The sequence below is a fragment of the Mucilaginibacter limnophilus genome, from assembly GCF_004005815.1.
Taxonomy (GTDB): domain Bacteria; phylum Bacteroidota; class Bacteroidia; order Sphingobacteriales; family Sphingobacteriaceae; genus Mucilaginibacter; species Mucilaginibacter limnophilus.
Genome location: NZ_SACK01000005.1, coordinates 227,233 through 247,275, shown reverse-complemented (window position 1 = coordinate 247,275; position 20,043 = coordinate 227,233). Strand labels below are relative to the sequence as shown.

Annotated in this window: 15 protein-coding genes; 12 read left to right on the top strand and 3 right to left on the bottom strand. The window is 41.3% G+C overall.

Translation table 11 applies throughout. The features are described from left to right. The first annotated feature begins 52 nt into the window (after positions 1 to 52). From EOD41_RS13255 to EOD41_RS13200, 12 genes are all read left to right on the top strand, one after another. The gene (locus tag EOD41_RS13255; protein WP_164849937.1) at positions 53 to 4,300 is read left to right on the top strand and encodes an Ig-like domain-containing protein; all 4,248 of its coding nucleotides are present in this window, start codon (positions 53 to 55) and stop codon (positions 4,298 to 4,300) included. A 262-nt stretch (positions 4,301 to 4,562) separates the two neighbouring features. Beyond that, the gene (locus EOD41_RS13250; protein ID WP_127705667.1) at positions 4,563 to 6,134 is read left to right on the top strand and encodes a vitamin K epoxide reductase family protein; all 1,572 of its coding nucleotides are present in this window, start codon (positions 4,563 to 4,565) and stop codon (positions 6,132 to 6,134) included. A 109-nt stretch (positions 6,135 to 6,243) separates the two neighbouring features. Then, entirely contained in the window at positions 6,244 to 6,492 is a 249-nt protein-coding gene (locus tag EOD41_RS13245; protein WP_127705665.1) for a hypothetical protein, read from the top strand. Between the two features lie 140 nt (positions 6,493 to 6,632). After that, on the top strand, positions 6,633 to 8,810 hold the full coding sequence (locus EOD41_RS13240; RefSeq protein ID WP_127705663.1) for a peptidase domain-containing ABC transporter: 2,178 nt from the start codon (positions 6,633 to 6,635) through the stop codon (positions 8,808 to 8,810). Then, positions 8,807 to 9,565: an HlyD family efflux transporter periplasmic adaptor subunit gene (locus tag EOD41_RS13235; protein ID WP_127705661.1), complete on the top strand. Its 759-nt coding sequence runs from the start codon at positions 8,807 to 8,809 to the stop codon at positions 9,563 to 9,565. Before EOD41_RS13240 ends, EOD41_RS13235 begins: the two co-directional genes overlap by 4 nt. Positions 9,566 to 9,568: 3 nt before the next feature. Next, positions 9,569 to 10,675 (top strand): glycosyltransferase family 2 protein, encoded by a 1,107-nt coding sequence (locus EOD41_RS13230; RefSeq protein ID WP_127705659.1) that lies wholly within the window; start codon positions 9,569 to 9,571, stop codon positions 10,673 to 10,675. A gap of 4 nt (positions 10,676 to 10,679) precedes the next feature. Further along, the gene (locus EOD41_RS13225) at positions 10,680 to 11,027 is read left to right on the top strand and encodes a hypothetical protein (RefSeq protein ID WP_127705657.1); all 348 of its coding nucleotides are present in this window, start codon (positions 10,680 to 10,682) and stop codon (positions 11,025 to 11,027) included. Positions 11,028 to 11,058: 31 nt separating this feature from the next. Then, positions 11,059 to 11,916: a hypothetical protein gene (locus EOD41_RS13220; RefSeq protein ID WP_127705655.1), complete on the top strand. Its 858-nt coding sequence runs from the start codon at positions 11,059 to 11,061 to the stop codon at positions 11,914 to 11,916. Positions 11,917 to 11,919: 3 nt separating this feature from the next. Continuing rightward, a complete protein-coding gene (locus EOD41_RS13215; protein ID WP_127705653.1) occupies positions 11,920 to 12,618 on the top strand; it encodes a glycosyltransferase family 32 protein in 699 nt (232 codons plus the stop codon). 40 nt (positions 12,619 to 12,658) lie between these two features. Further along, the gene (locus EOD41_RS13210) at positions 12,659 to 13,882 is read left to right on the top strand and encodes a glycosyltransferase family 4 protein (RefSeq protein ID WP_127705650.1); all 1,224 of its coding nucleotides are present in this window, start codon (positions 12,659 to 12,661) and stop codon (positions 13,880 to 13,882) included. Positions 13,883 to 13,891: 9 nt separating this feature from the next. Further along, a complete protein-coding gene (locus tag EOD41_RS13205; RefSeq protein ID WP_127705648.1) occupies positions 13,892 to 14,950 on the top strand; it encodes a hypothetical protein in 1,059 nt (352 codons plus the stop codon). A gap of 4 nt (positions 14,951 to 14,954) precedes the next feature. Beyond that, positions 14,955 to 15,623 carry a class I SAM-dependent methyltransferase gene (locus EOD41_RS13200; protein ID WP_127705646.1) on the top strand — a complete coding sequence of 223 codons (669 nt, stop codon included), beginning with the start codon at positions 14,955 to 14,957 and terminating at the stop codon, positions 15,621 to 15,623. Between the two features lie 492 nt (positions 15,624 to 16,115). On the opposite strand, the gene EOD41_RS13195 is transcribed toward EOD41_RS13200, so the two are convergent. The 3 genes from EOD41_RS13195 to EOD41_RS13185 are packed head-to-tail and all read right to left on the bottom strand — an operon-like array spanning position 16,116 to position 19,737. Further along, the gene (locus EOD41_RS13195) at positions 16,116 to 16,790 is read right to left on the bottom strand and encodes a LytR/AlgR family response regulator transcription factor (RefSeq protein ID WP_127705644.1); all 675 of its coding nucleotides are present in this window, start codon (positions 16,788 to 16,790) and stop codon (positions 16,116 to 16,118) included. After that, the gene (locus tag EOD41_RS13190) at positions 16,790 to 18,292 is read right to left on the bottom strand and encodes a TlpA family protein disulfide reductase (RefSeq protein ID WP_127705642.1); all 1,503 of its coding nucleotides are present in this window, start codon (positions 18,290 to 18,292) and stop codon (positions 16,790 to 16,792) included. Before EOD41_RS13190 ends, EOD41_RS13195 begins: the two co-directional genes overlap by 1 nt. After that, positions 18,289 to 19,737 carry a sensor histidine kinase gene (locus EOD41_RS13185; protein ID WP_205780560.1) on the bottom strand — a complete coding sequence of 483 codons (1,449 nt, stop codon included), beginning with the start codon at positions 19,735 to 19,737 and terminating at the stop codon, positions 18,289 to 18,291. Before EOD41_RS13185 ends, EOD41_RS13190 begins: the two co-directional genes overlap by 4 nt. Between the last annotated feature and the right edge of the window lie 306 nt (positions 19,738 to 20,043).

Genomic DNA, 20,043 nt, shown 5'->3' with positions numbered 1-20,043 from the left:
AAATTTACAACATCAAGGTCTACATTTTATTGCTTTTTTATTATTGCTGCTGTTGGGATTTACACATACAACTTTTTCGCAGGACTGGAAACTTATTCAGCCATTATATCCAACCACCGGTACTTTTGTGTCACGCTTTTCGGTAGCCGACTATGGTGCAACAGGTGACGGTGTTACGGATGTAACCACTATTTTTCAGGAGAGGTTAAACGCGCTTGGCGCACTTGGTGGTGGTACCCTGTTTGTACCATCAGGCAAGTATGTTATTAAAGGCACACTTTTAATCCCTAAAGGGATTACCTTACGTGGAGAATGGCAAAAACCAACAAAAGGTCAAGCCATAAACGGAACGATCTTAATGGCTTATACAGGCAGGGGGGATGAAAACGCAACTCCGTTTATTACAATGGAAACCTCGGCTGCTGTTATGGACCTCTCGATATGGTACCCCGAACAGACGGCGGATAACATCACCCCGTATTCGCCTGCTATAGTTTTTGGCCGCCCGAACTATTTTGGTAACGAATACTGTAATGCTAAGAATATTACATTGGTTAACGCCTACAGCGGTGTGGTGTTTTCCAGGCTTAATGGCGGCACTTGCCCGGTTATTAACGGTGTGTATGGCACGCCGCTGTCAAGAGGTATTGAAATAGATAATATTGTAGATGTCGGGCGTATCGACTGGGTAGACTTTTCACCGGCTTACTGGGCAGGTTCCGGACTTCCGGGTTCTCCGGCATCTGGCAGTGCTTACGCAAACTGGATCTATCAGAACGGCACCGGCATAGTTATGCGCCGTAATGATTGGTCATACGCAAACTATGTAACCGTTGACGGTTACAATAAAGGCTTCCATGCAGCGCCCTCTATACCAAGCCCCGGTGCCACGCCTAACGGACATAACGCCTACATGACATTCAAAAACTGTAAAACGGGTATTTACATGGAAGTAGATAACAGCGTGGGCATAATGTTTACCAAAGTAAAAATGGAGAACTGTGAAACGGGTATTTGGGCCGGACCTAAAACATCAGGTGCCATACAGTTTCACTCGGCAGCTATTGATGCTAACGACTATGCCATAAAAATTGAAGCAGGCTCAACCACTCGCTTTATGATGCAGCAGAGTACGGTAACACGCGGTAAAGTAGCCGCGCTTGGCTCAACTTTCAATGTATCCAATAATGATTTCAATAACAGCGCCCCGCAAATTACTGTCGGCACCGATGCAAGGTCAATTATTACAGGCAATCGTTTTAAAAACACGGCTAAGATAGAAAATAAGTCAACATTTCAATCTGTTATTGATCATGCACCCATAGGTAGTGTTAAATTATTACCCGAGTTTCCGGAGATGGTGCAGGAAACTCACAAACCAGCACGGCAGGTACTTTACTTAGTTACCGATGCCCCTTACAATGCTAAGGCTGATGGCACAACTGATAATACCACGGCGATACAAACGGCAATTAATGCTGCAGGCGGGGCAGGCGGCGGTATTGTGTTTCTTCCACCCGGCAAATATAAGGTGCTGGGTAATTTAAGCGTGCCTGCAGGTGTTGAATTGAAAGGCTCGTCAGACGTAAGTACTACGCCCACAGGTCCCGGAAGTATCATTGAGGTATATGCCGGAAAAGGCAATGCTTCAGGCACCCCATTCCTTAAACTAGCCGCTAACAGCGGCATCCGGGGCATCACATTTAACTACCCGGAACAAATGGCCAATCTGGTTCCTGATTTTCCGGCCTATCCGTACCTGATTCAGGTTACGGGGGCTAATGTGTACATTATTAACGTTGGCATCCGTGCCACATATAATGGCATCGATATGTTTACGTACAAGTGCGATAATCATTATATCGATTACCTTGCTGGGCATGCTTTTAACAACGCCATAAAAGTTGGCGGTGGTACAGCAAACGGTAAAATACTTAACCTTCAGTTCAATACCATCGCTTACGGCGCAGGTTCTGAATCGAAATTCGGCAGCTGGCCTAATTCACCGGTCGGTGACAATTCTGCTATTTATAATTACCAGTTTGACAAACTGAACTTCCTCGAGTTAGGCGATACGAAGAACGAGATACTGTATAATGACTTTATCTATGGCGCTTACAAAGGCTTAACATTGGCCGATGATAACGGGAAAGGTCCATCAGGTTTAAGTATGGGCCTCGGGCTTGACGGTGTTCGTAAATCATTCAACATAAACAATATCAGCGACGAAGGCTATGATCTTATTAATACGCAGGTGGTGTCTATTGGAGATTCCACTACCAGGTATATTTCTACAGGATCGAATTTCAAATCACAGGTAACAATGTACAGTTCTGATTACTGGGGAAATCCCGGTCGTGGTATAAATATGGAAAGTGGTACATTAAATTTTCAAATGGCCAATTTTCAGCAACCAGGACAAAAAGATTTCGCTCAGATTAAAAATGGGGCAAAGCTGAATATTGAAAATTCAGCTATATGGCCTGTTAAACTGGGCGCGACTGGATCGGAAAAAAGAATAGCCGCACGCGGTTCAGTCATTGATCCTACCGGCATCCAGGAAGCGGCCGCAGCATTATGGGAAAATAACCTTACCAACTCATGGGTATTGTTGCCGGGCGGCGACCTGGACAGACGTGACTGGACGGCTACTGCGTCGGTAAATGACCAGAGCGCACGTAATATGCTAGATAGCGCAAGCAACCGCTGGCAAACCGGCGGCTCGCAAACCAATGGCCAGTATGTTATCGTAGATATGAAAACAGTAAATACCGTAACTAAGATAATACTGGATGCATCAGGTAGCCCCGGTGATGCGCCGGAAGGTTTCGAAGTATATGTATCTATTGATGGAACTAACTGGGGGCAGGCGGTGGCTTCAGGCTCGGGCGGCGGCGGCGATTTAACGCTGATTCCCATCGACTCAAAAAAAGCGCGCTATATCAAAGTCGTTCAAACAAAATCAAGAAGCAACTGGTGGACTATAAATGAGTTCAGGGTATTCGGTAAGGTTGATGTATCTACAATAGCAATTACCCCTGCAACCGTAACGCTGGAGTTGAACGCAACAAAGCAACTAACCGCCACGCTTACGCCAGCTAAGGCAACTAATAAGAAAGTAACCTGGAGTTCAAACAATACGTCTATTGCCACCGTTAGCGAAACCGGCGTGGTTACTGCCAAAGCAGGCGGTAAGGCCACAATAACGGCACGGTCTGAAGATGAGGATAAGACAGCTACCATGCAGGTTACCGTTAATGGTCCGGTAAGTGTTACGGGTGTAACCCTTAATTATGCCACCGCAACACTATCGGTTGGCATGACACAGCAGTTAGCAGCTACCATAGCACCGGCCAACGCAACCGATAAAAAGGTTACCTGGCGTTCAGACAATGAAGCTGTTGCTACCGTTAATGCCAACGGTTTAGTCACAGCTATAAGTACAGGTTCAGCAACGATAATGGTTACTACTGCCAACGGCGCTAAAACCGCCACAAGCTTAATTACTGTTACCCCGGCGGTAAATGTCGCGGATGTCGTGATTTCACCCCGTGATTTTGAACTCATTCGTGGCAATACGCAACAGATGACTATTGCTATAACGCCCAATAATGCGACGAATAAAGCGGTGAGCTACACGACCGGCAATGCTGCCGTTGCTACTGTTAGTGCAAGCGGACTGGTTACGGCAGTTGGCAATGGTACAACCACTATCACTGTTACTACAGCCGATGGAGCGAAAACTGCTACCACTACGATAACCGTTAATCCTGTTAATGTAACCAGTATAGCCATTAGCCCGGGCCAGGTTCGAATTGAAATAGGTAGTACGCAACAATTAACAACTACAATATTGCCTGCTGATGCCGATAACAAGGGTGTCACCTGGAGTTCCAGCAACGATCGGGTAGCCACCGTAAGTGCAAATGGTTTGCTTACGGGTGTCTCAGCAGGCGCTGCAATTGTTACAGCTACAACTAATGATGGAAATATAAATGCAGTAAGCTTCATATCAGTTATACCATCTCTGCCCGACCATGACACACCGCAAGATGTTGTAACTTATCCCAACCCGGTTACTGATGGACAAGTAAAACTAAAGTTCTCAGAAGCTGTAAACGGTGATTATATTATCCGCTTAACAAATATGGCAGGCCAGGTACTTAACAGGTCCACCATCCAGGTAACAAATGGCGCAGGTGTTTATCTTTTAACACACCGCGTTGTACCGGGCATCTATAATTTAGAGTTAACTGGTTCAAATACCAAAAAGTTTGTGAAACAGATTATTGTAAGATAGGTAATCGAAGAATTTATTAAAAATCAGTGGGCATGTTTTTAATTTCTTTGAAAGAACGTGTAAAACGCATTGCTCATTAATGTTTTATTAATTCAAAATTAGTCATACAGGTATAGTTTCGTAATCAATAAACCAATATAAATCATCCATTTTAGGCAAACGCAACTCATTGTATTGCTTCCTAACTTATCGCATCAACTATGAAGACCGAGAATATTTGCGGACGTGTTCGTTTTTGTATTAATAATACCAGTTTATAATTATGGAGAAAGATAAGGTCGCCTCTGTAGTAGCTAAGCTCGTTAAAGAATTAAAAGTTCCTCTTACACGTCTTTCTATCGAAAATGAATTGCTTATACATCCAGACTATCCCAGCTTATTTGCCATAAGCGAGGTATTAAGTAATTGGAAAATTGCGAATGCCGCCTATAAAATACCTTTTGAGCAGTTAGGTGAAGTGCCCTGTCCTTATATAGCATGCTATCACGATGGCAGCTTTGTAGTAGTAACATCTTTCAACGAAAAGCAGCTAACGATTTCAGATCATAGCCGCAACGGCTATATCATACCTGCTGAAGCGTTTAAGGGATTTTATTCGGAAGCTATACTGGCAGCCGAAGCTGAGGCAGAATGCGGAGAAACAGACTATAAAGTTAATCGCCGTAAAGAGAATGCTGATGCGCTTCGTACTCCCTTTATATTATTGGGCCTGGTATTTATCATGAGTGCATTGCTGCTGAACACAGGGTATTTTTATGTTATTAATTTACCGGTAGTCTGGCTTACACTATGTAAAACGGCAGGGATAGCTGTTACAACTATACTGCTGATACAAAGTATCGATGACAACAACCCCTTTATACAAAAACTATGTACAGGTAAAAACAATGATTGTAATGCTATATTATCATCAAAGGCTGCAAAAATCACCCAAGAACTCAGTTGGTCCGAAATTGGTTTTTTTTATTTTGCCGGTACTTGGCTAGCGATACTGTTTAATAGCAGAGATACGCATATAATGTATGTTTTAGCAATACTTAACTTGCTGTGCTTGCCTTACACATTTTATTCGGTTTACTACCAAAGCAGGATAGCAAAGCAGTGGTGTGTATTTTGTCTTTCTGTGCAAGCTTTATTTTGGCTCGAGTTTATTGGCTTCTTACCTTACATTACGGGGCGTGTTGTATTTCCTTCCTTAGCCGGATGGCTCAACTTAGCTGCGTGCTTCATAGTACCTGTTGTTTTGTGGGTATTTGTCAAACCGTTTTTAAAATATTCTAAACAGGTTCTCCCGCTCAAACAACAATTACAGCGCTTTAAATACAATGTTGAATTTTTTAATAAAGAGCTTAATGATAAGCCTAAGTATGCTCTGCTTGATCATAAGCATTCTATCATACTTGGTAATCCCGAAGCTGAGCATGTTATTACCATAGTATCAAACCCACTTTGCCAGCCATGTTCAAAAGCACATAAAATATTGGATGAATGGCTTGAACATCGCGATGACATTAAATTACAGGTGGTTTTTGCAGCTTCAGTTGCGCAAACAGATAAAGCTAAGATCACCGGCCATTTTATGGCTATGAGCTACCAGCACAATTCTCTATTTATGAAAACAGCACTAAATGATTGGTACAATCGTAAAATTATTGATTATCATTCACTTGTAAGTTACTATCCTGTTACTGAAGACCCGGGTATTGATATGGTGATGGAAATACAAAAACAATGGTGTGATAACATTGAGATAAAAGGTACACCTACCATATTTATCAACGGGCGTCAGCTTCCGCATCCATATCAACCCGAAGACATCAAATATTTTATATAAAGTATCTGTGCAAAAAAATTGTTTGGCCAACAATGAAGTTGCCTGTCTTAGATAAAACAGGAAGGGAAAACTGAACCCGTTAACAGAGGTAAAAGTAATTAAAATCTAAATGAAAAAACTGAATTTGAAAATGCAAGGCATCGGTGAAATGCTTAGCAAAGAACAAATGAAGAACGTCACCGGCGGTTATGGGTGTTCTTCAAGCGATGGAAACATCTGTTACACATACTTTCCATCAGGCCCTTCGGCGACCGGAATATGTGCAGCTAACCCGTCCGGAGGTTGTTCGTGTAGAGTATGGAAAGATGGTACATATTACTATTTGCCCCCCGGCTCAGCATGCGGATATCCAATATAAGTAGCGTAACAACCAAGCTTTACTTTACTCGAAGCTATGGTGTACAAGCTAATAATATAAAGCCCCATTGGGGCTTTATATTATCGTAAAAATCTCCATCAATTTGTAACGCATTATGTCCATTTAACGCACCATAACCATTGAAGTTCCCCGGCTACAAACAACAAGACCAGAAAGATTGCGGGCCCACTTGTCTACGGATGGTGGCCAAATATTATGGCCGCAGTTATGCCATTCAAAAGCTGCGGGATCTTTGCTATATCAACACCGGCGGAGTGTCATTACTTGGCATTAGCGAGGCAGCGGAAAAACTTGGGTTTCGTACCATTGGTGTTAAGCTCACTTTACCACAATTAAGTGAAGCACAACTGCCATGCATACTACATTGGAAACAAAACCACTTTGTAGTGCTTTATAAAATAAAAAGTAATAAGTATTACGTAGCAGATCCATCCCGGGGAATAGTTGTTTATACTGATAAGGAGTTTACAAGAAGCTGGTATGGCCATAAGGAGCTACATGACGGCATATCTCTTTTAATAGCGCCTACTCCTAAATTTTACGAGGAAGAGGGCGACAAAGAGAAAAAAGTAAAATGGGGTACAGTGCTGCGATATTTATATACGTATCGCTTACTGTTTGTACAACTGTTTTTTGGTTTGTTAACAGGAACGCTACTATCACTTGTGGCGCCTTTTCTTACGCAATCAATGGTTGATACGGGCATCAATACCCGGAATATAAATTTTGTTTACTTGATATTAATTGCCCAGGTAATGCTGTTTTTGGGCAGTACTGTTGTTGATTTTATACGTTCGTGGATCTTACTGCACATTACCTCCCGTGTTAACATATCCATACTAACCGATTTTTTAATTAAGCTCATGAAACTGCCTTTGAGCTTTTTTGAAACTAAAACCACAGGCGATATCATGCAGCGTATGAATGATCAAAACACCATTCAATCGTTTTTAACGGGTAGTACGCTTAATACCTTGTTTTCAATGATGAACCTGTTGATTTTTACCGTTATACTGATGTATTACAGCCCGCTGATATTTATGATAGCTGTTATAGGCACACTATTATATTCAGGTTGGATCTTACTTTTTTTAAAGTATCGCCGTGAGCTTAATTACAAACAGTTTGATCTGTCATCCGGAAACCAAACTACAGTAGTAGAGCTGGTCACCGGTATGCAGGAGATCAAGCTTAACAATTATGAAAGGCAGAAACGCTGGCATTGGGAAACCATACAGGCAAGTCTGTTCAAGTTCAGCGTTAAAGGTTTGGCGCTTAGCCAGTATCAGCAAGCCGGCTCGATGTTCATCAGCCAGGCACAAAACATACTTATCACATTTATAAGTGTTAAGTCAGTAATTGACGGGCAGATAACACTTGGTGGCATGATGGCGATTCAATATATAGTAGGGCAGGTAACCAGTCCGATAAGTCATATGCTGGGTTTTATACAAAGCTATCAGGATGCTAAAATCAGCCTCGAACGTCTTAACGAGATTCATGAGCTGCAAGACGAGGAACCGATGGAAAAGCACTTTATTAACGAGCTTCCGGTAGATAAAGGCATCACAATAAACAACCTTACTTTCAGGTATCCAGGCGCCGGAAATGATACTGTTTTGAAAGATGTCAATCTCACCATTCCCGATGGCAAAACCACCGCAATTGTGGGCATGAGCGGCAGTGGAAAAACCACTATTATTAAGCTATTGCTTCGCTTTTTCGAGCCGGAAGCAGGGGAAATAAAAATCGGATCAACCAGGCTTAACCATATAAGCTTTAAAGCATGGCGCGCCAGTTGCGGCATAGTTATGCAGGATGGCTTCATATTTTCAGACACTATAGCGGCTAATATTACTGTAGGCGACGAATTTCCGAACCCGGTAAAGCTGCAGCATGCCATTCGTATAGCCAATCTTGATGAATTTATTAATGATTTGCCTTTAGGCCTTAAAACTATCATTGGACCAACAGGCAACGGCATGAGCCAGGGGCAAAAGCAGCGCCTTTTTATTGCACGTGCGGTTTACAAGGATCCGCAGTACCTGTTTTTTGATGAAGCGACAAATGCGCTCGACGCCAATAATGAAAGGATCATTATGGATAACCTGAAGGAGTTTTGCGTAGGACGGACAGTGGTAATTATAGCACACAGGCTAAGCACTGTAAGCAATGCAGATAATATCATTTTGCTTGACAAGGGTAAAATAATGGAACAGGGTACCCATGCCTGGCTTACAAGTTTACGTGGAGAATATTATAGTTTAGTTAAAAACCAATTGGAATTAGGTGCATGACCACTAAAAAATATATGCTGACAAAGAGCGAGGATACCGAACAAATACATACCGAAGAGATACAAGACATTATTTCGAAACCGCCGTCGTGGCTGCTACGTTGGGGCATCAGCAGTTTTTTTGCCGTCTTGCTATTAATAGTAAGCATTTCGGCATTGGTGAAGTATCCTGATCTTGTAAAAGCAAAGCTGCGTATAAGCGCGATTAACCCGCCTGCAGCGATTACTGCGACGGCGCCAGGTAAACTTATAAAATTGCTGGTACATAACGGCCAGCACGTTATGATCAACCAACCTTTGGCATCTGTTGAAAGCCCGGTCGGTAGGTATATACTTATCGCTATAAATGCCGGACAAGTGTGGTTTAACGGCATAGTTGAAGAGAACAAACTGCTGGCAAGTGGCCAGCCTGTATTCTTTTTATGTAGCAATAACGAAAAGTTTTTCGGTGAAGTTTATATACCTCCATACAGCATGGGTAAAGTAAAAGTTGGACAACAGGTGCTGGTAAAGCTGCAAAGCTACGCCTATGAAGAATATGGTATGATTACAGGCAACGTATCGTACATATCAGAAATTCCCGCAAAAGACGGATCGTTTATAGCAAAAATAGATTTCGGTTCCAATAAGTTTTCCAGGTTACATAAACCCGTGCAGTTAAAGTATGGCATGCAGGCAGATGCCGAAATTGTAACTGATGACACAAGCATACTAAAAAGAGTATTAAGCAACTTATTTAAGATATTTATTAATTAACTCATGCTTAAAATATCATTTTGTACGGTTTGCATGAATCGTTTGCAGCATTTAAAAGAAACATTGCAAGCCAATATCGAGGCAAATCAGGATTATGCAAATCTCGAATTTGTATTACTTGATTACAATTCAACCGATGGAGTTGAAGATTATATCCGTAACCACATGTCATATTATATCAAAAGTGGTAAGCTTGTTTATTACAAAACAACATCGCACCTATATTTTAATCGCAGTCATTCGCGCAATGTGGCCTTTCGTTTGGCCACCGGTGATGTGCTTTGCAATATTGATGCAGATAACTTTACAGGCATTGGTTTTGCGGCCTATGTAAATGAAGCCTTCAGCAAGGCAAATGATATTTTTCTTTCAGTATTTAATAATAATCTATTAAATAAAAGCGATGTGCTTGGTCGCATTTGTGTACGCAAGGCCGATTTTTATAAGGTGACCGGTTATGACGAAAGGATGGTGAATTATGGGTTTGAAGACTATGACCTAGTAAACAGACTTGAGCTATACGGGTTAACAAAAACACCGATAACAGGCAATCCCGGTTTTTTCAACGTGATTGAGCATGAGCGAAATACCCGACTTGAAAACGAATACCTTACTAATAAGCTTAATGATGTACTGATTAGCTACCTGTCTCCGTCAAGCTCAGAGGTACTGCTGCTGTTGACCGACAATACCTATAAACGCGGTGTAGTGATAGATAATAAAAGCCTCAGACTTGCAGGTGCAGTTATCGACGAAGCTCAGCAGGAGTATCAATATTCGATACTTGGTGATGAATGGGCCCAAGGGCTATGGAGCGGAGACAGCGAACATATTGATTTATATAGTACCAGTGATACTGTGCAAACACTGTTTTATGAGACCGCTGGCGGGTATTATACGTTAAGCGATATGCCAAAAAAATTATTTTATCAGGTAAGCAGCCACGATTTAATTGAGCAAGTGATTATGTTTTGCAGCCAGGTAACTAATCGCATATACATGTGGAAAAACAAGCTAAACAAAACGTATGCGGTAAATAGCGTATTTGGCAATGATACCGTGTATAAAAACTTGAATTTTAATAATCCGATTTATACACATCAAATCTAACAGGTTGAAAAAGCTTGAATCCGGAATGCTATTGCTGAACTATCTTACTCCAAACAGTACTGATTGTATTTTGATTTGTAACGACAGCATGTTCAGGCAAGTACTTTTAACAAGTGAAGGGTTATCTCATCCGGACACTTTATTTGTACACAGTTATAATAACGGCACTTATGAGCAATTGTCAGATGGCATTGAAATAAGTGTTAATGAAGGGTTCAAACAGCATTTGATCTATACCAGTGCAGGATATTATGTTATAAAAGATGGTAATAAGAGAATTTATTATTACGTCCAATCAAACGCTAAGCTTAAAAACCGCGTGTTATCATTGCTTGGCGAACAGGAAATATAAAACACATCATCCATAATTAATAGTAATCAAAATGATAGCCTCAATTTTTTACAACCAGGTAGCGTGGCACAATTTGCTCTGCGGTTTTATACGTCCCTACATACAGCAAAATCAAAACAACATATCGCATTGGCGAGTAAGTTTAAGCACCTACCGCGGCGAGCATATTACTGTTGAGATTAATCCCGCTAATGAGCATTTTGCTCTAAAGGAAGACTTCTGTAAAAAAGCCGAGGCTTTCCTTGAAAATTTTCCTTCACCTATGAAGGCTGTTAAATACCCGTTGGATGGTTTGTTTATGGATTACCCAAACAATACCATTGAATATGATATTGAGGAACCTCATTTAACTATAAATGATAGTTTGCACGCTGTCAAACAGCAGCTCTCTGAGATCATATTGTACGCGCTTGCAGATCAGGAAATCGATATAGAAAGCATTTTTACGCTTATTGTTTACCTGCAGTTTGGCATTATAAAGGCCGGCTTTACAAACACCAGAACCGCCCGGGTAAATACCTTGAAACTGGTGCTTCACTTAACCACACATGATAATGGCGACAGCAATGATAAACAGCGTGAGGACGAAACACAGCAATTCGTGGCGTTATTTGACTACAACAAGGAAATTTTCGTGGAGATAATTGAAGATATATGGACAAAAGAAAATTACGAAACAGGGCTTCACTGGATGGCACAATGGGAGAATGCATGTAAAACATATCTGCAAACCAACGAATTCCATGTAGCCTTCATGCTCCTTAGCCAGGCAGCTTACCAGCAGACAGGTTTAAACGGCGATAAAATTTTGCTAAATGCATCAAAACAGATACTTAAAATATTCAATCAGGTAACAAAAAAAATGGATGGCATCATCCGCATTGCTTAGGTTATGATGATACCACGTATTATACATCAAACCTGGAAAAATACAAATGTAGATGCCCATTTGGCTGTTTTGGCTGAAACCTGGCGGGAAAAACACCCGGGATGGGAATACAGACTTTGGACGGATGATATGAACAGGGCATTTATTGCAGAAAACTACCCGGAATTTTTGATCACCTATGATAACTATCCATATAACATTCAGCGGGTTGATGCTGTGCGTTACTTTATACTATATAAAATAGGCGGAGTTTTCATCGATCTTGATTTTGAATGCCTTCAAAACATCTCATCGTTGCTAATTAACAAAACGTGCGTGATGGGGCTGGAACCTAATGAACATTGTAAACGCTTTGATCAGGAGAAAATCGTTTGTAACGCCTTTATGGCTTGTACACCCGGAAACCTGTTTTTTGAAACTATATGCACAACACTTAAGGAACAAGGTTGGTTTGCAGATACGGATATGGCCAAATGGATGCAAATATTGGCAACTACAGGTCCTTTCAAATTAACCCGCATCTTTGACGGTTATCCGCATAAAAGCCATATTGAGTTAGTACCCTCTAATGCTCTATACCCACTTGGTATCAATGAAATCCGTGCGTTGTTTAATGAAACATTAGAAGTTGATGAAGCTTTACAAAAAAAAATAAGCGACGCATATGCGATACATTATTTTTTAGGCTCATGGCTTTCCTAATAACCTGAAACCCGAATATGTACTATTACCCATATTTTAAATGAGAATTGGCATTATATCACATCCAGCATACTGGACCACCGGATTCGGTATCACCTGCCGTAAAATTGCGACCAGTTTGAGCAAAAATGGACACCAGGTGTATTGTGCCGGCTTTTCATTCGGCATCGTATCATCAGAAGCGGCTGATAAGGAAAACTTCAATTTCACCATATGGAGCGGTAATAAGGAAGCAACCGAGCTGGATGCTGTTGGCAATTTTGTAAAAGAAATTGAACCCGATATCATTATTTTAAATTTCGATATCGGCGCAGTTGAGTATTTTTTGAATTTGCTTAAACTTAACGTTGTTAAGCAAAAAATCTTTGCCCACACCGTATTGGATGGTTTCCCCGCTGCTGAAAAATACATAAATGCGCTAAAAGAAATTGAAGGCGTGATAGTTCCTACACAGGCGACAAAAAAATACCTTAAATCAGCCGGGGTAAAAAACGTATTCTACGCGCCGCATGGAGTTGATACGGACGATTTTTTTCCAATTGATAAAAGCACTATTCGAGAAAAACTCGGCCTGAATTTAAAAAGCGACTTTATTATTGGTGTGTTTGCCAAAAACGATGAACGCAAGCAAATACCCAAAGTACTGCTTGCCCTGCATCACTTGGTTTATAATCTGAGGCAAAAAAATATTTATCTGTATATCCACAGCGAAACACGTCGCATAGTAGGTACTGGCTGGGATCTGGAATCTATTACTGGTTATTTAAAGCTGAACAAGCATGTTCTTTTCACAGAGAAAAGCTTTAAACCGCAGATAGGTGTAGAACTGGGAAATACTATATCATCAAAGGATATACCCAATAAGCCGTTAACCTACCTTGAAAGGATCAACATGTGCGATGTTATTGTAAATGTGCCGTTTTCGGGCGGATTTGAACTTTGTACTGTTGAATCACAAGCCTGTGGTGTACCCTTAATAACCATTAATGACGGCGGCAATATTAAAGAAGTAGCAGGTGACGGCGCTTTACTGATAGAACCGAAACTGAAAAATATTTGGATAAACGGGGCCTTTATATACTACGTTGACGAAGTTGAAATAGCCGAAAAACTAATGCTTTTGCGATATGATAAAACGCTGCGGGAAGCATTAAAAGCCAAGGGCCTTAATAATATAAAGCGCTATACATGGCAGCTCCTGGAAAAGGTTATTGAAAAGGCATGCACCGCAACAAATAAAACTGCTGTGTCAAACCCTGATTAAATTAACATTATGAATTTTCTGGTTTGCGATTTAAGCGCAGTTGCCAATCCTGAGCTTATTACTGCTAATGACCGTTTGATGTCATATGAGGATGTTAATGGCGACGCTAACTGGAATTCGTCAGTGCATGCGCCCATCAGCTGGCATAGTTACGCTGCGGCCATGAACGGTCGCATTGTCAGTGTACCCAAAGACAATTGGCGTGAACAAATAGCTTGGGCAGATACTGTACTGGCCCTCTGGAACTACGATCCCGGGATAGCTATGCAGATCATACAAGATATAAAAAAACAGGGCAAACTGGTTATAGGCGCATTTCATGAAAATGGCGACACGCTGCAAATGCACGCGAGAAACGTGAGCTGGCTTATCGATTTTAAAAATTGCGCAAATGCTTGCGATGCTATCCTTACCTATCCCCGGCATAAAATTTACCAGCATTTTTACCGTACGTTAAGTATCACAACTGAATTTCTGGAATGGCCTCAGCCATATTACACTCTGAAAAGGAAAGACTATATCATCGCATCTGAACTTCGGCAGGGAATATTTATTGGCCCCAGGAAAAAAAACCATGAAATTGAACGCCGCAACTGGATATATAATATCGCAATGGCAAAAGACTTAATTGGTAAACCATTTGGACTGTATCCTGAGATTTTCAACAAGATAACAACCATTAATGACACTGATTTTTCAAATGAAAGTTTAAAAGCCGAACTGGAAACATTATTGGACGGCTGCTATGTGGAAGTAATAAAGCCATTGAAATATGACGATTATTTAAGGACGATAGCAACGCACCAGATAACGATAAATATGGACGCCAGCGATACACAGGGACAAGTTGATGCCGACTCTATGTTTGTAGGCGTACCACTCTATCAACCCTCGGGCTTTGATTTCCGAACGGATTTCGGGGATCTTTACTACAGCTGCATTCAATCGGGCCAAACACCTGAACAGGCTACGGAAACCATTATGACCCGGATGTGCACTTTCGAGAATACACGAAAGCTAATCACCAACTGGTATGCGCGCGCAAACGCGAAACCGATAACCTTATAAGTTTATGAACAACCTAAAAGATTTTTACATCAAGCACCTGGAGCAAAGCTTTGCAAACGCCGAAGTCGGCAAATCCAAGATTACAGAAGACATACTGGAAATGTATGGAATGACAGGGCATAAAACAAGGCACTTTTATAACAACCTTCTCGACATTGATGATAGCCGTTACTTAGAGGTTGGTACCTGGGCTGGCAGTTCTGTTTGCGCAGCTATGTATGGTAATCGAAGTGATGTTGTGTGTATTGATAACTGGTCAGAGTTTGGTGGAGAAGAAGTAAAGGATATATTTCTGGAGTATTTTGATGAATATAAAGGCGAAAACAAGGCTACGTTTATAGAAGATGACTGCTTTAACGTAAATTTAGACAGCCAAAAAAAATTCAATATTTATCTTTATGATGGAGGGCATGCTTATGAAGAACATTACAAGGCTGTGTTCCAATTTCTTGATCACCTTGATGACCTGTTTATCCTCATCATTGACGATTGGAACTGGGCTAAGGTAAGAAACGGTACAAGGGATGCAATAAAAGATTCAGGCCTTCAAGTTTTATGGGAAAGGGAAATCATCCTTACAAAAAACGACGAACATACTCCGCCCGACGAGGCTAAGGTGAACTGGTGGAATGGCATTGCCGTGTTCCTGATAAGAAACATTAGCAAAACATGAAAGTGTTGCACAAGTACAGTGCCATCAGGAATTAAAAGGAAATTGGTGGAAAAAAGTTGGAGATACAGTTACTTTATATTAAAGTCTTTGAAATTTTAATGCACAACCTGTAATGGATGGAATTGTGCGATGAAACACAAGAATATTATTGAACATTGTTTAATAGTCGTTATAACTTAATTTAAAATAAGCTATAGTAATTTTGTTACAAAGGGAAACGCTGGAGTTAAAACGTCCAATATAATCAGCCTTTCGTATAACTGCTAAAACTTGGATTTTGCGTTTTTGCTCTTGGTATACCTGATCAAGTCAAAGCCTCTTAGATAAATCTGAGAGGCTTTGACTTATCTGATAACTTGCTGTTGTTAATTGAAATTACAATACATGATCCGCAAAAACTGCCATTATAATTATTGCGTAGTTCGATAACAGTTTTTTGAACTATAACGCATTAAAGGAAGTACGGTGCAAGAAATATTAATTCAGCTATAATTATAATTGGAGATTATTACTAAACGCACCAGAAAGCGGAATAACCTGCGACCCCAAATGCAACTGGTGCCGTTCGGCACGTTGTATTTTCGGGCGATTTACTATATATGAGCGGTGTACTCGTACAAATTGTTCGGGCGGCAGCAGCGCAAGTGCGTCGGTCATAGTAAGGCGGGATAATATGGCGCGGTCGTCATCCAACACAAAACGCATGTAATTGCCGGCGCTTTCCAGGTACAGAATCTCTTCAAATAACAGGCGCACTTGCTCGTAACCCGAACGGATAAAAATATGGTCGGCTGTTATTGGCTCCTGTTGATGCCTCAATTGGTCGTGCGCTTTATGACAGGCCTTTAAAAATCGCGGGAAAGCAAATGGCTTCAGCAGATAGTCAACAGCGTCAAACTCGTAGCTTTGCACAGCGTGTTCGGCATAAGCGGTGGTAAATATCACCATAGGTTTTTGCCGCAGACTTTGCATCAGTTCCATACCGGTAATATGGGGCATTTTAATATCCAGAAAAAGCAGCTGCACATTGTTCTTTGCCAGGTAATCTATCGCCTCAAACGGATTCGTAAAATAGCCATCCATCTGCAAAAAAGGCACCTTTCCCGCGTGCGATCGTATCACTTCAAGGGCAAAGGGTTCATCGTCAATAGCTATGGCGTTTAACATTACAGGTATTTTTCAATCTGGCGGTAAAGTTCAGCGCCGTCACTTGGGCGTTTGGCCAAAGTTTCAACCAGCTTACCATCTTTGTCAAATATAAAATATGTAGGGTAATAATTTTGCTTGTCCTTTTGGCCGGGTAGCAATTCATCCCAAAATGAGGATACCTGGTTGTTGTTTTTACGCAGGTGATAACCCGTCATGCCATTCGTCGCTATAAATTCGCGCCAGCGCTTGTCCTGGGTATCGTCGTCCATATCAAGGTATACAAACACAACGTCCTTATTTTTAAAATACTGTTTCAGCGCCAAATTATATTTAATTTCCGCCTTACATGGCCCGCACCAGGTGCCCCATACATCAAGATACACCACTTTGCCTTTAAGCGATGATATCACTTGGTTAATAGATGTTATATTCTCAAACCCGTCAATAATCTGAATATCACCTTTACTTTGGTTTGCAGCCAATGCAGTGCGCAGGTTATTCACCATGCTTGTTAGCTCAGGCAGATATTTACTACGTGGAAAATATTTATTCATCTCCTCCATTAGCGGTAGCGTATAGGTTATGTCTTTTTCATAACATTGAACTACTATGGCCTGCGCCAGCCACGCTTCGGCTACAAGTTTCTCGTAAGTGTTGTGTATGGGCAGCCAATTCAAAAATATTTTTCCTTTTTCGTTTATCACCTTATTCGCATCATCGAACGTAAGATTGTAATATTTAAGTACGGATGTTTTACCCGCGGCCTTGTCGGCTTCAATTTGCAAATATGTCTCGCCTTCCATACGCGCCCCGTTAGCATTGGCCATCTGATAAAACATTGGCCCGGCCGGAAAAACTTCAGGTGTAATGGAAATATCTTTGTAAATCGTCAACAAAAATTCGGCAAGGGTTTTCCTGTTTTTACCAGATGAGCGGCCAAAGTGCACTAACTGTACTATGGCTTCGGATTTTACTTCCTGTGCAATAAGCGCTTTTGTAGCCGATGGTAACTTCGCGGCGTTTATTTCGGCAATCTTTTCATCGCGGATAGCGAACCATGGCTTTATTACCAGTTTCTGCTGTTCTTCGTTGCTGTATTTTGCAAAGGGATTATCTTTCCCGAAACCTTTGCCAAAAAATGGTATTTGATCCATTTTTAGTTTATACAGTAGCCGGTTCTCTGCGGCGGCGCTCCCTTTAAAATGGCTCAATACAGTATCTCTTAAATTGATGCGGAAGGATACCGCTTTACCGGGTGTAAGCAGCAACGTGCTTTTTACACCATGATATTCAAGCGTAGCGAATTTTTGTTCAGACACATCGATCAGCTTATTAAAATTCCCTTCATTATCAACACCAATGTTGATGTTATTTTCGCGATAATAACCGTATACGAACGGTATATTAATAGTAATAGAATCGGTCCCGGCCGCGCCAGGTACGCTCCCGCTGAGCCTGAACTGGGCCATACAGTTAAACGCGGCTATTAAGACAAGGCAAAATATTATCAGTTTTTTCATGTTAATTTTATGGTTAGGTGGATAAAAAATTCTTTGGTGGTTTCGCGTATCACCAGTTCGTGCCGCTGCGGATAAAGGTGCTGCAAACGTTGTTTTACATTTTCCAGCCCTATGCCTGAGCGTTCACGCTCAGGGTCGGTAGACGAATACACGTGGACGCTGTTGTACACATCAAGCTGCAATTTATCATTGCTAAGGCTTACGCTGATGTTGATCCATGATCGTTCGCGAAGGCTGATGCCGTGCTTGTATGCGTTCTCTACAAAAGGTATCAGCAGCATGGGCGCTACCTGGTAGTAGCCTTCAACGTCGGGTATGGCAACATCGATACTGATATCGGGCGATGTGGAGATACGCAGATTTTGCAGATCGATATAATTTTTCAGGTAATCGAGCTCGCGGCTAAGCGCTATATTGTCCTGTGTATTTTCGTGCAGCATAAAACGCATCATGTCGCCCAGTTTCTGAATGCCTTCGCCTGTTTTTTCGGCCTGTTCACTCAACGCGGTACCATACAGTGTATTAAGGGCATTGAACAGGAAATGCGGGTTAATTTGCGACCGTAGAAATTGCAGATTGGCCGTTGAAGTACTCAGTCCGCTGCGCAAATCACTTAATTCGGTTTCACGGCGTTTACGATGCGTATATACAGCTAATGACAGCGGAACAATCAGCAATTGCTGCCCTAGCCAAAATGCCATAAACATAGCCGGCCAGTTATTGCCGCCGTTAGTGCCCTTGAAAGTAAAAATGGCTATAAGCGGAGCGCTAATTAATAAAGAAACAATGAACAGTTGCGTCCAGAGTAGCGGGTTTTTTAATTTGCTTTTAAGTAACCAGTGCACTAAAACCGCATGATTAATGAAAGCCCCCGGTACTATCAGCAAAAAGAAAAAGCCAACCGCGTCGGTTACATGAAACAACACTGCCGGTACCAGTAACAGCAGCCAGAAGAATACGAAACAAAATATATCGTTGTAAATGAGTTTTTTATCTCGCGAAAGATTGGATTGATGATTAGTTTGATACCAAGCAACTACGCGTTTAATCACTTGGTATGCTGCCAGCAATCCGAAAATATTGATAGTTGTCTTAAACTGTTCGAATATCGCCGTCATTACAACGGTGCTGTTGTAAGGCTCTTTATACCAGCTGATAAATACCAGCGCTATCCATACCGCAATAAAAACCGGCAGAACGGTTAATATCGCGTTGCCAATTTTCCTCTCGTTAATTAAACGGTTTGGCAAACCTGTGGCTGCATATAAAAACGACAGGTACAAGCACAAATACCAGCAAACTTCAGGTATAAAATAATTGCTAAGAATGTCAAAATACAGGCCATGCGAGCGAAATTCGGCTCCAAAATTACCGGCAAAATCGGGCTGACTGTAATAAAGTATAGTGGTGTTGATAGGCTGATAAACACATATCAGCATTAGCATTGTCGCGATAAAAATTTCGACGTGTTTAAGTTTCCTGCTGCAAGCTTACGCCTGCTTTGCCTGCTTATAAAATAAATGTGACATAAGTGCTGAAAAATGTGACGAATATTAATTAAGAATAAGAGCATCGCATGTTAGAGGGCTGCTTGGTTTGTAGCGTTTATAAAGTCAGAATTTTTCTTTGTAACAAGTTGACCTGCCTACACACACGACGAGATAAGGTAAAGAAAACACAAGTAATTTGTGATAATATCAAAACACCTTAGTATTGTGACTTAGAAACCAAAACCTACAATGAAATATACC

Excerpts from the sequence above, each read along its gene's own strand:
- EOD41_RS13185 (WP_205780560.1), bottom strand. The coding sequence starts at position 19,737 with ATGCTAATGCTGATATGTGTTTATCAGCCTATCAACACCACTATACTT.
- EOD41_RS13245 (WP_127705665.1), top strand. The coding sequence starts at position 6,244 with ATGAAAAAACTGAATTTGAAAATGCAAGGCATCGGTGAAATGCTTAGC.
- EOD41_RS13210 (WP_127705650.1), top strand. The coding sequence starts at position 12,659 with ATGAGAATTGGCATTATATCACATCCAGCATACTGGACCACCGGATTC.
- EOD41_RS13215 (WP_127705653.1), top strand. The coding sequence starts at position 11,920 with ATGATGATACCACGTATTATACATCAAACCTGGAAAAATACAAATGTA.
- EOD41_RS13250 (WP_127705667.1), top strand. The coding sequence starts at position 4,563 with ATGGAGAAAGATAAGGTCGCCTCTGTAGTAGCTAAGCTCGTTAAAGAA.
- EOD41_RS13235 (WP_127705661.1), top strand. The coding sequence starts at position 8,807 with ATGACCACTAAAAAATATATGCTGACAAAGAGCGAGGATACCGAACAA.
- EOD41_RS13195 (WP_127705644.1), bottom strand. The coding sequence starts at position 16,790 with ATGTTAAACGCCATAGCTATTGACGATGAACCCTTTGCCCTTGAAGTG.
- EOD41_RS13230 (WP_127705659.1), top strand. The coding sequence starts at position 9,569 with ATGCTTAAAATATCATTTTGTACGGTTTGCATGAATCGTTTGCAGCAT.
- EOD41_RS13200 (WP_127705646.1), top strand. The coding sequence starts at position 14,955 with ATGAACAACCTAAAAGATTTTTACATCAAGCACCTGGAGCAAAGCTTT.
- EOD41_RS13190 (WP_127705642.1), bottom strand. The coding sequence starts at position 18,292 with ATGAAAAAACTGATAATATTTTGCCTTGTCTTAATAGCCGCGTTTAAC.
- EOD41_RS13205 (WP_127705648.1), top strand. The coding sequence starts at position 13,892 with ATGAATTTTCTGGTTTGCGATTTAAGCGCAGTTGCCAATCCTGAGCTT.
- EOD41_RS13220 (WP_127705655.1), top strand. The coding sequence starts at position 11,059 with ATGATAGCCTCAATTTTTTACAACCAGGTAGCGTGGCACAATTTGCTC.